This is a genomic window from Enterococcus rotai (assembly GCF_001465345.1).
Classification (GTDB): Bacteria; Bacillota; Bacilli; order Lactobacillales; family Enterococcaceae; genus Enterococcus_L; species Enterococcus_L rotai.
The window spans coordinates 1,955,258-1,969,342 of sequence record NZ_CP013655.1 but is presented as its reverse complement, the minus strand read 5'-3'; the positions used below and the strand labels follow the sequence as shown (position 1 = coordinate 1,969,342).

The 14,085-nt window shown below is 37.0% G+C and carries 12 protein-coding genes; all 12 read right to left on the bottom strand.

Translation table 11 applies throughout. The features are described 5' to 3' along the window. Window positions 1-33: 33 nt before the first annotated feature. Window positions 34-2,823: an isoleucine--tRNA ligase gene (gene ileS / locus ATZ35_RS09100; RefSeq protein WP_208926967.1), complete on the bottom strand. Its 2,790-nt coding sequence runs from the start codon at window positions 2,821-2,823 to the stop codon at window positions 34-36. A gap of 571 nt (window positions 2,824-3,394) precedes the next feature. After that, window positions 3,395-4,117 (bottom strand): DivIVA domain-containing protein, encoded by a 723-nt coding sequence (locus ATZ35_RS09095; RefSeq protein ID WP_208926966.1) that lies wholly within the window; start codon window positions 4,115-4,117, stop codon window positions 3,395-3,397. Between the two features lie 19 nt (window positions 4,118-4,136). After that, entirely contained in the window at window positions 4,137-4,919 is a 783-nt protein-coding gene (locus ATZ35_RS09090; protein WP_208926965.1) for a YlmH family RNA-binding protein, read from the bottom strand. Window positions 4,920-4,941: 22 nt separating this feature from the next. After that, window positions 4,942-5,214, bottom strand: a complete 273-nt coding sequence (locus tag ATZ35_RS09085; protein ID WP_244148138.1) for a YggT family protein — start codon at window positions 5,212-5,214, stop codon at window positions 4,942-4,944. A 10-nt stretch (window positions 5,215-5,224) separates the two neighbouring features. Beyond that, complete coding sequence (locus ATZ35_RS09080) at window positions 5,225-5,830, bottom strand: cell division protein SepF (RefSeq protein WP_208926964.1); 606 nt, start codon at window positions 5,828-5,830, stop codon at window positions 5,225-5,227. Window positions 5,831-5,843: 13 nt separating this feature from the next. Beyond that, complete coding sequence (locus ATZ35_RS09075) at window positions 5,844-6,521, bottom strand: YggS family pyridoxal phosphate-dependent enzyme (RefSeq protein WP_208926963.1); 678 nt, start codon at window positions 6,519-6,521, stop codon at window positions 5,844-5,846. A gap of 15 nt (window positions 6,522-6,536) precedes the next feature. After that, on the bottom strand, window positions 6,537-7,793 hold the full coding sequence (gene ftsZ / locus ATZ35_RS09070; RefSeq protein WP_086280153.1) for a cell division protein FtsZ: 1,257 nt from the start codon (window positions 7,791-7,793) through the stop codon (window positions 6,537-6,539). Between the two features lie 26 nt (window positions 7,794-7,819). After that, complete coding sequence (ftsA, locus tag ATZ35_RS09065; RefSeq protein ID WP_208926962.1) at window positions 7,820-9,142, bottom strand: cell division protein FtsA; 1,323 nt, start codon at window positions 9,140-9,142, stop codon at window positions 7,820-7,822. A 161-nt stretch (window positions 9,143-9,303) separates the two neighbouring features. Then, window positions 9,304-10,224 carry a cell division protein FtsQ/DivIB gene (locus tag ATZ35_RS09060; protein ID WP_244148137.1) on the bottom strand — a complete coding sequence of 307 codons (921 nt, stop codon included), beginning with the start codon at window positions 10,222-10,224 and terminating at the stop codon, window positions 9,304-9,306. A gap of 126 nt (window positions 10,225-10,350) precedes the next feature. Further along, complete coding sequence (gene murG, locus ATZ35_RS09055) at window positions 10,351-11,442, bottom strand: undecaprenyldiphospho-muramoylpentapeptide beta-N-acetylglucosaminyltransferase (protein WP_208926961.1); 1,092 nt, start codon at window positions 11,440-11,442, stop codon at window positions 10,351-10,353. Between the two features lie 7 nt (window positions 11,443-11,449). Further along, entirely contained in the window at window positions 11,450-12,820 is a 1,371-nt protein-coding gene (murD, locus tag ATZ35_RS09050; RefSeq protein ID WP_208926960.1) for a UDP-N-acetylmuramoyl-L-alanine--D-glutamate ligase, read from the bottom strand. A 281-nt stretch (window positions 12,821-13,101) separates the two neighbouring features. Then, window positions 13,102-14,067 (bottom strand): phospho-N-acetylmuramoyl-pentapeptide-transferase, encoded by a 966-nt coding sequence (mraY, locus tag ATZ35_RS09045; RefSeq protein WP_208926959.1) that lies wholly within the window; start codon window positions 14,065-14,067, stop codon window positions 13,102-13,104. Window positions 14,068-14,085: the final 18 nt, after the last annotated feature.

The following is a 14,085-nucleotide window of genomic DNA, read 5'->3' as shown; positions in this document are numbered from 1 at the left end:
GAACTCTGGAAAATTTCCAGAGTTCCTTTTTTATTAGTCTTCAAATCCTTCTGCCACAGCTTCTGGATAATTTTCTTCAACAATTGCAGCGCAACGCGCACATAAATGTGGTAATTTTTCATCTTCACCAACATCTGTGCGTACAGCACGACAACGGTCACAGGTTTCACCCGCTGCTTTTTCCACAAGAATCGACATATCATCGAATTTTTCCACATTTTCAGGAACTTCTGCCGTTTTAGCCGCAACCTCAAAACCAGAAACAATCAATAATTGAGCAACATCTGCATCAACAGCTGTTAATAACTCATGGATTTGTTCATTAGGATAAACCGTCACTTTCGCTTCTAATGATTTACCGATCAATTTAGAATTACGTGCTTCTTCTAACGCTTTTAAAACATTATCTCTAAAGTCCATAAACGCAGCCCAAGTATCTAATAACTCTTGCTGATTGGCAAACTCCTTATATCCAGGGAATTCAGCCAATTGAACGTAGTCTTCTTCTTCTTTCAAGAAGCTCCAGATTTCCTCAGAAGTATGCGGGATAATTGGCGTTAAAAGCTTTGTTAGAGCAACAGCCGTTTGATAGAACACGGTCTGCATGCAACGACGTTGATAATTATCTTCGGCTTCAATGTAAACAACATCTTTGGCAAAATCTAAATAGAATGACGATAGATCAACCGTTAAAAAGTTCATTACTGAACGATAAATTTGCATGAAATTATATTTTTCATAGCCTTTTTCACGAATTTCTTGAATCACTTGATTTAAACGGACAACCATATATTTATCCACAGAACGTAATTCTTCATAAGCAACAGTGTGTTCTTTAGGCTCAAAATCACTTGTGTTTGCTAATAAGAAACGCATTGTATTACGGATTTTACGGTAAACTTCTGAGACTTGGTTCAAGATGTCCATCGAAACACGCACATCCGCTTCATAATCCACACTACTTACCCACAGGCGTAGAATATCTGCACCCATTTGTTTGATTACTTTATCTGGTAAAATCGTATTCCCCAATGATTTACTCATTTTGCGACCTTCACCGTCCAAGGTAAATCCTTGGGATAATACAGCTTTATAAGGCGCTACTCCATTGATCGCTACACTTGTTGTAATACTTGAATTAAACCAACCACGGTATTGATCAGAGCCTTCTAGGTACATATCAGCTGGGAAAGTTAGTTCTGGACGCTCACGCAAGACAGCCTCATGTGAAGAACCAGAATCAAACCAAACATCCATGATGTCATTTTCTTTCGTAAATTCACCATTTGGAGAACCTGTGTGTGTGAAACCTTCCGGCAATAACTCTTTAGCTTCACGCTTAAACCAAACATTTGATCCATGTTCAGCAAAAAGATTCGCTACATGATCAATTGTTTCCGGCGTAATGATTGCTTCGCCATTTTCAGCATAGAAAATCGGTAATGGTACGCCCCACGCACGTTGACGAGAGATAACCCAATCGCCACGATCACGAATCATGTTGTATAAGCGCGTTTTTCCCCAAGGTAGGATCCAATCGACTTTTTCAACTTCATCTAAGATGTTTTGACGGAACTTATCGATTGAAGCAAACCATTGTGGTGTAGCACGATAAATCACTGGTTTCTTTGTACGCCAGTCATGTGGATAACTATGGGTAAAGAAATCTAATTTTAACAACGCATCTTTTTCATCAAGTAGTGCCGTGATCATTGGATTTGCTTTATCATAGAAAATCCCTTCAAAACCTGGCGCTTCGTCTGTAAACACACCACGATTATCCACAGGTGAAAGAACATCTAGATTATATTTTTTACCCACGATATAGTCATCTTCACCATGTCCAGGAGCCGTATGAACTAGTCCAGTACCAGCATCTAATGTTACGTGATCACCTAACATCACTAGAGATGTGCGATCATAGAATGGATGTTGTGCTGTCATATAGTCCATATCTTTACCAGAAATTGTTTCTAAAATCTCAACTTCATCCCAGCCAATTGCTTCTTTCACTGTTTCTAAAAGGTCTTTTGCCACTACATACTTTTTACCGTATGCTTTCACTACTACATATTGATAAGTTGGATTTACTGAAATACCTAGGTTGGCAGGCAATGTCCAAGGTGTTGTTGTCCAGATGATCAATGAAGTATCTGTATCTAAAAGACCTTTTCCATCAACTACTTTAAATGCCACATAAATAGATGGTGATTTCACATCTTTATATTCAATTTCAGCTTCTGCCAAAGATGATTCACTTGATGGAGACCAATAAATGGGTTTTAATCCTTTGTAGATATAACCTTTTTCAGCCATTTTTCCAAATACGCGAATCTCAGCTGCTTCGTATGATGGGTCCAATGTAACATAAGGATTTTCCCAATCTCCAGCAACACCTAAGCGTTTGAAATCAGCACGTTGTGTGTCTACTTGCGAACGTGCATATTCTTCACATTTTTCACGGTACTCCGCTAATGTCATTTCTTTTCTTTTGATCCCTTTATTTGTCAGTACTTGTTCGATCGGCAATCCATGTGTATCCCAACCTGGAACATATGGTGAGCGGAACCCAGACATAGATTTTGAACGGATAATGATATCTTTACTGATTTTGTTTAATGAATGACCCAAATGGATATTTCCATTTGCATACGGAGGTCCATCATGAAGGACAAATGTTGGTTTGCCTTCGTTTAATTTTTGACGTTTTTCATAGATTTTTTGTTCTTCCCAATCTTTTTGCCACTCTACTTCGCGGTTTGGCAGATTCCCACGCATTGGAAAAGCTGTTTTCCCCAACTGTAATGTTTCTTTCATTTTCATTTTTATTTCCTCGCTTTCTTTTGTAACGATTGATTAATAAGCCATGCTGCTAATAAATGAAATATAGTCTAAACCGGATCACTTGCTTTGTTTTTCATCAGACATTTTGGTGAGGTTACTTCGCTCCTTGCAGTCGCCAAGTACTGTTCATCATCTACTCTGGCGGAGCCAGTCATGGTCCTTCAATTCTTAAGACTTTCATTCATTAGATCATTTTTCTATATTTTTTGTCTTAAGCTTTTGGTGATTCACAGTATGGTTACTTCGCTCCTTGCAGTCGCCAAGTACTGTTCATCATCCACTCTGGCGAAGCCAATCGTGGTGATTCACAGCAAAAAGTACCTTCATCCCAAGGGACGAAAGTACTCGCGTTACCACCCAAATTTAAAATAATCGATCAACTCAATTATTTCCTCTGTTAATTGTTAACGAAATCACTCGTCAAGTTTTACTTGATTCAAACTTGAGTAAAATAGAGGATCTTTTCAATACCAGGGTCTGTCAAACTTTCACTATCATTGACTCGCTAAAAGAATGGTTATTGACTTTTCTGTTCTATTTCTTTACAAAATTATTTAGGATCTTTATTTAAAAGATCTAACATTGCTTTTGGATCCATTGCTACTTTTTCTAATGTTGGTTCATCTATTGTAGTTGGTTCTTCTTCAGTTAGTGTTGTCTCAACAACTACATCATCTCTATTATCAAGTTCACCTGCTAAGACTTCTTTGATAACAGTATGTGAGTCACTTACATAACTTGAGAATGGTTTTAATAATTCATTCCATTCTTCACTCTTCACTTGCTCTAATTGCGCTTCTAACATTAAGCTTAAACGTTGATGGAAGACACGTGTTTTCTTCTTCAGATCATCTGTTTCAGCTGCTAATTGACGAGCACGGTCCGTTGCATCTGTTAGAATTTCTTTGGCTTTTTCTTCGGCAGAAGTAATTAGATTACTTGAACGTTTTTCAGCAGAAGAAATCATTTCATTTGCTGTATTTTCAGCAGAAGTTACGATTACCTCTGATTCTTTGTTCGCACTTGTTTTCACTTTGTCTGCAGTATCTTGAGCCACAATAATTGATTGATTCAATGCATCTTTCAATTCATTGAAATATTGCAATTTTTCTTCAGCATGTTTTAATGATTTTTCAAGCTCACGTGTTTTTTGAAGTGAATCTTCATAATCCTTTGTTACTTGATCTAAAAAATCATCAACGTCGTCTTGATTGTAACCTCTCATTTTCGTAGAGAAATTCTTATTTTGAATATCTAATGGAGTTAATGCCATATTCCTTCACCTCTTTGGATTATTTTCGTAGAACTCCCAATAACAAACGAAACTTGTCCTTTTTCGTCTTCCCCTCTAACTCTTGGATTTGAATTCGGCCAAAACCTCTAATCGACACAATATCTAGTAAGTCTACTAAAAAATCTGGTCTGATATTCTCTGTCCAATTCACTTTAACTTTTCCAGATTCGATCAACTGTTTTGATCTCTGTCTAGATATATTATATACGCTAGAGATTAAATTATCCAGACGTAGTGAACTTATTGTAGTTCGCTCGTGTGACCAATCATCTTTTGGAAAAATGATCTCTGTATAGTTTCTTTTTTCTAGTCTTACTGAAATTTTCCCGATTTTCTCTACCTGAGTTATAACAAAATTTGCTACTTCTTTCGCAACAAATACTTGCCATCTCTCACCATCAGAAATAATATCACCAAAATATTCACGCTTGATCCCTGTATTAACTAGGGTTCCTAGTACTTTACCATGAGATAAGGTAGAAAATTTTGCAGGATAAACGATTTCAAGTAATTCTACTTCAAAATCCTCTTCTTTTGGTTCATAGTAATCTGGAAAAATCAGACAGCGTCTCCGCTCAGCTTGTTCATATCCACCGTAAAATTGGAACTCAAGCTCACTATTTTGTCGTATCAATGTTTCTAAAATATAAGCTTGCCTAGGATCTAAAAAGTCAGATAAATAAGGAGCATACTGACTTTCAACCTGTTCCAACCAATCACCAACAGAATCAATAAAAGGATGCTCATCTTTTCGAAAATGTTGGTACACATTTGCGTTCACAGATAAATCATCCTTTCTTTTATTAATACATGATTGATTGTAAAATCCGTCCCAGTGCACTAGCAGCTAAATTTAATACAATGATTGCAATCATTACATTAAAACCTACCATGCCTATTCTCAAATTTAATCGGTCAAATATGCTTAAGTAAGGTTCACAAATTCTTGCAATCAAACGACCAAATGTAGAATCGTAGGCTCCTGGAAACCAAGATAACAATGCATAAATGATTAAAAGTCCTGAATAAATTTGAACAGCCTTATATAATAAATATATAAATAGAGCGATAATCATTACCTCCTGACTAGAAATCAAACATTTGTTTCTTCGCTAATGATTGAGCCGTTGCGCTATCAATTTCAATGTTTGATGGTGTACATAGAAAAATTTCATCGCCTACACGTTGAATATCTCCATCTAATGCATAAACCGTTCCTGTTAGAAAATCAACAATTCTTCTTGCTTGATTTTCTTCCACTAAATGAAAATTAATCAATACAGCATCACTTGCGATAATATGTTTAGCAATATTCATTGCTTCAGAATAAACCCTTGGTTCAATAATCGTAATTTTCCCTGGTCTACCTGCGCTATGTGTATCTTGCGAACGTTTTGAACTTGAGTTATTAGAACTACGCATGGAGACAACCTTTTGTTCATTAAATGCTGTTTCCTGACGGCTTTCTTTCTTATCTTGATGCGTTTCTGTTGAACGATAACGAGCAGATGGTTTTTCGGTTAAAGGCTCAGTAGCAGCCGGTCTTTGTACCTGTGCTTGTGTTTGTCGAACCGTCTGTCTTGGTTGTTCATTCACTACCTTTTGCTCTTCATATTCATCATAATTATCATATTCATCTTCACCAGATAATCCAAAAAAGCTCGATAACGCATTTTTACTAAAAATTGACATAGATTCCCCTCCTTTACGCACCTCTGAATAATGCTGTTCCGATTCGTACAAAAGTTGCACCTTCTTCAATAGCAATCGGGAAATCGTTACTCATTCCCATGCTAAGCTCTGTACATGGTGCATATGACAGATGCTGATTATTTATTGCTGATTGCAGTTTTTTTAGCTTAGAAAATACTTCATGAAGAACTGGTTCAGAAGCATCTAACGGAGCCATAGTCATTAATCCTATGATTTTGATTCGATCAAACTCAGCTAGCTGATGGATAAAATCAAGTACTTCCTCTGATTTGAATCCATGTTTACTTTCTTCACCGGTTACATTCACCTCAACAAAACAGGAAATTTGCTTTTCTGCTCGTTTTTGGATTTCTTGTGCTAATTTCAAACTGTCCAAAGCGTGAAAATAATCTATCTTATTTATTATTGATTTTACCTTCCTACGCTGTAAATTACCAATCAAATGCCACTTAATAGATGAAAAATTTTCAAGTGCCGCTTTTTTTTCTAGTAATTTGTCGACTCGGTTCTCAGCCATATTCTCAACACCAAGTTCAGCAAGCTCCTTGGCGATCTCTTTTTCCACTGATTTAGTCACAGCAATCATTGTTATATCATTGTCTGACCGTGAAGCTTTTTGGCATGCCAGCTGAATTTCTTGATTTATTTTTTCTAAATTATCAACTAGCATGATCAAAAGTCGCTCCTATCTTTTTCTACGGAAAAATGGTGGTGTGTTTAACTCATCGTCATTGTTTTGTGATGGCTCTTCACGATGAAATGTTTCAAAATCTTTCTTTTCAACATTTTCAAATGTTGTATCTTCGACTTTAGGTCGTACGTTTTGCTCACGACGGATATCCCAGTCCCCAAAAGCACTTGTTTCTTCTTGAGGTTGTGGTTGTGATGGAGCAGGTTTTGATTGCTCCATATCCAATACTGGCGCTTGTTGTACCGTTTGGATTTGAGTAGGTCTATGTTGACGTTGTGATTTGCGATCTTTTTTAGAAGGATCGATTCCTGTTGCAATAACTGTAACACGAATTTCATCACCTAAATCTTCATTGATAGAAGTACCTAAGATAATATTCACATCACCTGTTGCAGCACTAGTTACGATATCTGATGCATCTTGTGCTTCAAATAAGGTCATATCCAATCCACCAGTGATATTTAATAATACTTGTTCTGCACCATCAATAGATGTTTCTAATAATGGAGAAGAAATAGCTTTTTTAGTTGCTTCGATCACACGATCTTCACCGCTAGCAACACCAATTCCCATCAAAGCAGTTCCTTGGTTTTCCATAACTGTTTTCACATCAGCAAAATCCAAGTTAACATACCCTGGTGCTGTGATCAAATCTGAAATCCCTTGTACACCTTGACGTAAAACATTATCTGCTTCACGGAATGCTTCTAGCATTGGTGTCTTTTTATCTACAACTTCTAATAGACGATTATTTGAAATGATCAATAACGTATCAACATTTTCTTTTAAAAGAGCGATTCCTTCAGCAGCAAAGCGTCCACGTTTTGGTCCTTCAAAGCTAAATGGTCTCGTAACAACACCTACTGTTAAAGCGCCTAGTTCTTTTGCGATTTTAGCAACTACAGGAGCTGCTCCAGTTCCTGTTCCGCCGCCCATACCAGCTGTGATAAAGATCATATCTGCACCTTGTAAGGCATCTGAAAGAACTTGTTCACTTTCTTCTGCTGATTTTTGACCGACTTCTGGTTGTGATCCAGCACCTAAACCACGTGTATATTTAGGTCCAAGTTGGATCACTGTTTCTGCTTTTGAGTTTTTAAGGGCTTGTACATCTGTATTGGCCGCGATAAATTCTACGCCTTTAACGTTTTCATCGATCATACGGTTAACAGCATTACCACCGCCGCCGCCTACACCGATAACTTTGATGACAGCGCCATTGTTAATGTTATTGTCTAAAGAAAATTCCATAGTATCGTTTCCTCCTGTTTTAATTGTTAGTCAAAAATGTTTGAGAAGAAGTCTTTGATCTTGCCAGTAACTTTTTCACCAGATTCATGTATTTCAGAATCATTGTAATCATCTTGTGGTGTCTCTGCATAAGTATCATATTGTACTTCTTGTTGAACGGCGATTGGTTGTGATGATTTGATCTTCTCGCCAGGAATCGCGCCTTTTGCAATATGATAAATGTCATTTAGTTGAGCAGAATATTCTACGATACTGATCACATTTGTAAAGACTGGGTTACGTAACCCCATATGATTAGGCACATATAATTTCACACTCGCATCAAAAATTTCCTGTGCTAAGTCAACCACACCTGGAAGGCTTGCGCCACCACCAGTTAAGATTACTCCGCCTGGAAGTTCTAAAGCATCGATTTCGTCTAGCACTTCTTTAGACTTTTTAAAGATTTGTTCAACTCTTGCTTCGATTACTTCTGAAAGATAACGTTCATCCACTTTTACAGGTTCAGATTTACCGATCACATCAACCGGAAATTCTTCGCTAACTGATGTTCTTTCAGGATACGCATCACCATAGTTGATTTTCAATGCTTCAGCGTTATTGAATGATGTATTCAAAACGATAGAAACATCTTTAGTGACAAATTCGCCACCTTCTTGATTCACATGTGTAAACTTCAATTGCTTATCATGCATCACAGAAGTCGTTGTTTGTCCGCCACCCATATCAATGACGATCGTTCCAAAGTCTTTTTCACCGTCTGAAAGAACTGTCTCTGTTAATGCTAACGGCATGATGACTAATTCATTCACCGTCAAACCAGCTTTTTCAACACATTTTCTTGTATTATGGATAATTGTTTTCGGACCTGTGAAAACCACTCCGAACATTTCTAAGCGAACGCCAATCATTCCTCTAGGATCTTTAATCCCTTCAAATCCATCTACCGTAAATTCTTGTGGTAAGATGGCCACGATTTGACGTTCAGGAGGAGTTGAACGAACCAGAGCTGCCGATGCTACGTTTCTTACATCTTCATCAGTGATTTCTTTTGACTCACTACTAACAGCGATCATCCCTTGACAATTTTCAACTTCAAGTAAGTTTGCTGGTAACCCCACATTCACACTTTTAATTTGAATTCCCGCTTTTTCTTCTGCTTGTCTTACTGCTCTTTGAATCGCATTTACTGTTTTATCGATATCGACAATGATCCCTCGATTTAATCCATCAGATTTTGCGTTTCCTACGCCAATGATATTCATTTGACCTTCAATAAACTCAGCCACTACAACTTTTACTGACGTTGTACCAATATCAAGGCCTACATACATTCCTGTCTTTGCCATGAATGGGGTTCCTCCTCCTATTAATTCCAATATGTATGCGGGCATAAAATGCCCTTTTACATATATATTTTTTATGAATACTCACTTCTTTCAATTTTACCATAAACATAGGCTTTTTAGAAAGCAGATTCTACTATTTTATTCTTTTATTTTTCTTAACTTTATTCTACCGCCTGTGAAGATTCTTCTACACTTTCTTCAGTCGCCTCATTATTAAAAGGATATGAGAAAATACCGACTTCCATATCGATGATTCCCGGCTTCTCCATTTGACTTGCTACCTTGCTGTAATACGCCATTTTCTCCTCTAATTGAGAGATATTTACGATCACTTCATTTGCGTCTTTCATATGAAGATTAATCAATTCTTTGTTTGCATTAGAAGGCGCATAACGAATTTCTGAGATATTTTGCTTCAAATCCTCAGGAAGTTTATTATAAGAATTCATTAAGTTTTTAATGATCGCTTGGTCTTTAAAGTTTTGAAAAACAGGCATACCACTCACAGGTGCTTTCATTTCTTCTGGTAAAATTTTTCCATTTTCTAAAATTGGATGGAAAACATTATTGGCAGATTCTAAAGCAACTACTTTATACTCTTCGATTTTGATATTGAATGAATTGATTCCGTTCAATGAGATCGTTGCTTTTTTCACACGTGGTAGTTGACGCTCGATTTTTTCTTCATAAATTTTTCTGTCGCCAAATTGCTCCCATAAGCTCTTACCTTTTTCTAGCTTAGATTGCACAATGATCTTCTGGCTATCTACAGCTTCACTTCCCGTCACGCTAATACTCCCTAACTTACTAAGTGGCGAAACAAAATAGAGCACAATGACTATTGCAATCAAAAAGACAGAAACGATTAATGTCAGTCGTCGATACAGTCGTTTATTGCGCACTTCTTTTATTTTTGGTAAGCGGTCTGCAAAAGATTCGTAAGTTTTCTTTTGTTTCTCTTCTGTTTCGGGATTTTCCGAAGCAGATTCTTCTGCTACTGTTTCGTTTTCTTCCAACGCTGTCTCTGTTTCATCAGTTTCTTTAGAAGAATTCCATATCGGCTGATCGCCTTGTGTTTTCAAATACTCTAAATTTTCTTTTTGCCAAGGAGTCAGGTTTTGTTCATCTGGAAGTTCTACAGGATCGACCTGTATCTCTTCTGGTCCTTTTGAACCCTCTTTTTTCTTACTAATCTTTTACACCCCCTATCAAATAATTTCTTTTACCACTTTATAAAGTCTTTCAGCAGAATCAGGAATCCCTTCTTGTTTAGAAGCTGTCGCCATCGCTTGATGACGTGTTTCATCCAACAAAATCCCATCGACTTCGGTCGCTAATTTAAGACCAGTAAGTTCTTGATCAGCAATCATTTCAACCGCTCCAGATTTAACCAGACTTTGAGCATTCTTTGTCTGATGGTCATTTGTAACATATGGACTGGGAATTAAAATCGCTGGCAAGCCCAACGCTGTAAATTCTGCTATAGACGTTGCGCCTGCTCGTCCAACCATTAAATCCGCAGCCGCTAAAACTTCTGCCATTTTATCAATATAAGGCCGAATGCTTATGTTTGTCAATTTCTTTTCGGAAAGATTTACTGTTTCTTGTAATTCTTTATAATATCGCTCTCCCGATGCATAAAGTACTTGGTAATCTCTTTGTTCAAAAAGAGGCAATGCTTCAATAAATGCTTGATTGATTTTCAAAGCACCACGGCTTCCACCAAAAATGACCACTGTTTTCTTGTTAGGATCTAAGCCATACTCTTTTAGGATATCTGTTTTTTCAATCATCACAACTTCTTGAGCTCGTGGATTTCCAGTTAATACTACTTTATCTTTAGGAAAATATTCAGCTACATCTGGAAAGCAAATAGCAACTTTAATTGCATACTTACTTAAAAATTTGTTTGTCATACCTGGTATACTGTTTTGCTCATGCACAATCGTTGGTATCTTTAATTGTTTTGCCGCATATACAACTGAACCTGATACATAACCACCCGTTCCGATTACAACATCTGGTTGAAAGTCTTTAATGATTTTTTTGGCTTTGCCAATACTATTGAGAAAAAGATAAACCGTTTTGATATTTTGTGGACTAAGTGATCGACGAAATCCTTGGATTTTAATCGTTTTAAACGGGATGTTGTATTTAGGTACAATTTGACTTTCCAAGCCTATTTCTGTTCCCACGTACATGAAATCAGTATTTGGTTCGATTTTTTTTACATAATTAACGAAAGCCAAAGCAGGATAGATGTGTCCGCCTGTTCCGCCGCCAGTTATTAATATTTTCATAATTATCTCACTTTTCTATGTCTTTTAGCTGGTGCATCGCTTGAATAAACGCTTCTCCGCGTAGCTCAAAATTAGGATATTGATCCCAACTGGCACACGCAGGCGATAATAGAATAGTATCATCTTTTTCGGAAAAATCATAGGCTTCACTAACTGCTGTTTGGACATTTTCTGTTAATTGTATTGTTGGGATTCCTGCTTCAATTGCTGCTTTGTGTAATTTATCTTTTGTTTCTCCGAAAAGCATGATGGCTTTTATCCCTTTTAATGAAGGAACTAACTCGTCAAAACTGTTTCCTCGATCTAAACCACCAGCTAATAGAATCAGCGAAGAATGGTCAAATCCACTTAAAGCCATTTCCGTTGCAAGTATATTTGTTGCTTTTGAATCATTGTAAAATTTACGTCCTGCTAATTCGCCAACATACTGTGTACGATGCGGAACTCCAGTAAAAATCATCAATGTTTGCCTAATTACTTCGTTTGAAACACCTTTTAATTTTGCCACAGCGATTGCTGCCAAGGCATTTTCAATATTGTGACTTCCTGGCACACCTAATTCATCGGCTTTCATGATCGCTTCATCTTTGTAATACAATTGTCCATCAGCAAGGTAGGCACCCGTAACTTTTTCTTTTGTTGAAAAAGGAATAATTGCAGCTTTCGTTGTTTTGCTTAATTCTTGTAGTTCTTCTTGATTCCAGTTTAAAACAATAAAGTCATCGGCTTGCATATTTTCTTGTATTGCCCACTTCGCCTTGACATACTCATCTCTAGAACCATGATAATCTAAATGCGCTTCATATATATTCGTGATCACAGCTATTTTCGGACGGAATGTTTCGATTCCCATTAATTGAAAGCTTGATAATTCCATAACGATATCATCTGATTTACTAGCTTCTTCAGCAACTTCACTTGCTGGGTACCCAATATTCCCTGCCAAACGAGCAGTTCCCGTTTTTCGATCCGCGTTTAAGAGTAAGCCGATCATTGTCGTTGTGGTAGTTTTACCGTTTGTCCCAGTAATACCAATAATTGGACATTCTGCAATTTGATAAGCTAATTCTACTTCAGTAAGAATAGGCAAATTCATTTTTGAAGCTTTCTCTACTAAGGGATTTGTGTACGGAATACCTGGATTTTTTACAATCAAAGAAAAATCCTCATCTAAAAGTTCAATTGGATGACCACCTGTAACAACACGAATACCCAAGGTTAATAAATCTTGGGCTTCTGGGTTTTGATCAAATTGTTTAAAGTCGTTAACCGTTACTAGTGCGCCTAGTTCATGCAACAACTTCGCAGCACTAACACCACTCTTAGCAAGCCCAAGAACAAGGACTTTTTTGTTTTCATAATCTGTTATCTTTTTCATTATAAATTCTCCTTATCTTTAGAAAAGCTGAAAGAAGCGGTTAGTCTTGTAAAAAATTAGGAATCTGAGAGTGGGACGCTTTTAGTTCCATTCGAAGATTATCTATTTTTCTAAAGACTGCTTCTGGATGCTAGACACATAGAAAAGCTGAAAGAAGCGGTTAGTCTTGTAAAAAATTAGGAATCTGAGAGTGGAACGCTTTTAGTTCCATTCGAAGATTATCTATTTTTCTAAAGACTGCTTCTGGATGCTAGTACCACTTTAACCCTTTGATCATATCTCTAAAAAATAATCCACAATGTAATAGCTGAACAAACGGCACCTGTCAACCAGAAAACAATATCGATCTTCCATTCAGACCAACCACACATTTCAAAATGGTGATGGATCGGCGACATTTTGAAAATCCGTTTGCCGAATAATTTAAATGATGTAACCTGTAAAATAACACTAGCTGTTTCGCACACATAAACGAGACCAATCAATAACAAGGTCCATTCTTGTCGTAAAATAATAGAGATAGCTGCTAATAATCCACCTAAAGCTAGTGAACCGACATCACCCATAAAAATCTTAGCCGGTTTTTTATTATAAGGAAAGAATCCTAATAAACCACCGATCACACTCAAGCAGATGATCACAACATCAAATTGCTGCTGTTTCCATGCAATAATTGCATAAGTACCAAATGAAATCGTCCCTAATCCTGCGACTAATCCGTCGATTCCATCCGTTAAGTTTACTGCATTTGAAAAACCAACTAACCAAAAAATGACAAATACACCATAAAAAATCCCTAATGGCAAGGTCACAACACCAAATAAATCTAGTGTATCTGGCAAGCCTTCAGAACGATAAACAAAATAAAACACTAAACCGCCAATAATTTGACCGATCAATTTTTGACGAGAATTTAGACCCATATTTCTTTTTTTAAAAACTTTGATAAAATCATCTAAAAAGCCTAATAACCCATACAGCACTAAAATGAATAAAATAATCAGTAAAGACGGAGTGAGTTCTTGTTTCCATAGCCCTACTAATAATGCCGTGATAAAACTTGCAACTAGAAATACTAAACCGCCCATCGTTGGCGTGCCTGTTTTCACATTATGCCAAGTTGGACCATCTTCACGCGTTGTTTGTCCTTGCTTTTTCATTTGGAAATAACCGATAAACATCGGCATCACCGCCACCGTGATAGCAAAACTGCATACTATGGGAATAAAAATTTGTGTCCACTCCATGATATCTCTCCTAATTAT

What these genes read in the sequence shown, in the direction of transcription:
- ileS (WP_208926967.1), bottom strand. Translation starts at nt 2,823, where the DNA reads ATGAAAATGAAAGAAACATTACAGTTGGGGAAAACAGCTTTTCCAATG.
- ATZ35_RS09095 (WP_208926966.1), bottom strand. Translation starts at nt 4,117, where the DNA reads ATGGCATTAACTCCATTAGATATTCAAAATAAGAATTTCTCTACGAAA.
- ATZ35_RS09085 (WP_244148138.1), bottom strand. Translation starts at nt 5,214, where the DNA reads ATGATTATCGCTCTATTTATATATTTATTATATAAGGCTGTTCAAATT.
- ATZ35_RS09080 (WP_208926964.1), bottom strand. Translation starts at nt 5,830, where the DNA reads ATGTCAATTTTTAGTAAAAATGCGTTATCGAGCTTTTTTGGATTATCT.
- ATZ35_RS09075 (WP_208926963.1), bottom strand. Translation starts at nt 6,521, where the DNA reads ATGCTAGTTGATAATTTAGAAAAAATAAATCAAGAAATTCAGCTGGCA.
- ftsZ (WP_086280153.1), bottom strand. Translation starts at nt 7,793, where the DNA reads ATGGAATTTTCTTTAGACAATAACATTAACAATGGCGCTGTCATCAAA.
- ftsA (WP_208926962.1), bottom strand. Translation starts at nt 9,142, where the DNA reads ATGGCAAAGACAGGAATGTATGTAGGCCTTGATATTGGTACAACGTCA.
- murG (WP_208926961.1), bottom strand. Translation starts at nt 11,442, where the DNA reads ATGAAAATATTAATAACTGGCGGCGGAACAGGCGGACACATCTATCCT.
- murD (WP_208926960.1), bottom strand. Translation starts at nt 12,820, where the DNA reads ATGAAAAAGATAACAGATTATGAAAACAAAAAAGTCCTTGTTCTTGGG.
- mraY (WP_208926959.1), bottom strand. Translation starts at nt 14,067, where the DNA reads ATGGAGTGGACACAAATTTTTATTCCCATAGTATGCAGTTTTGCTATC.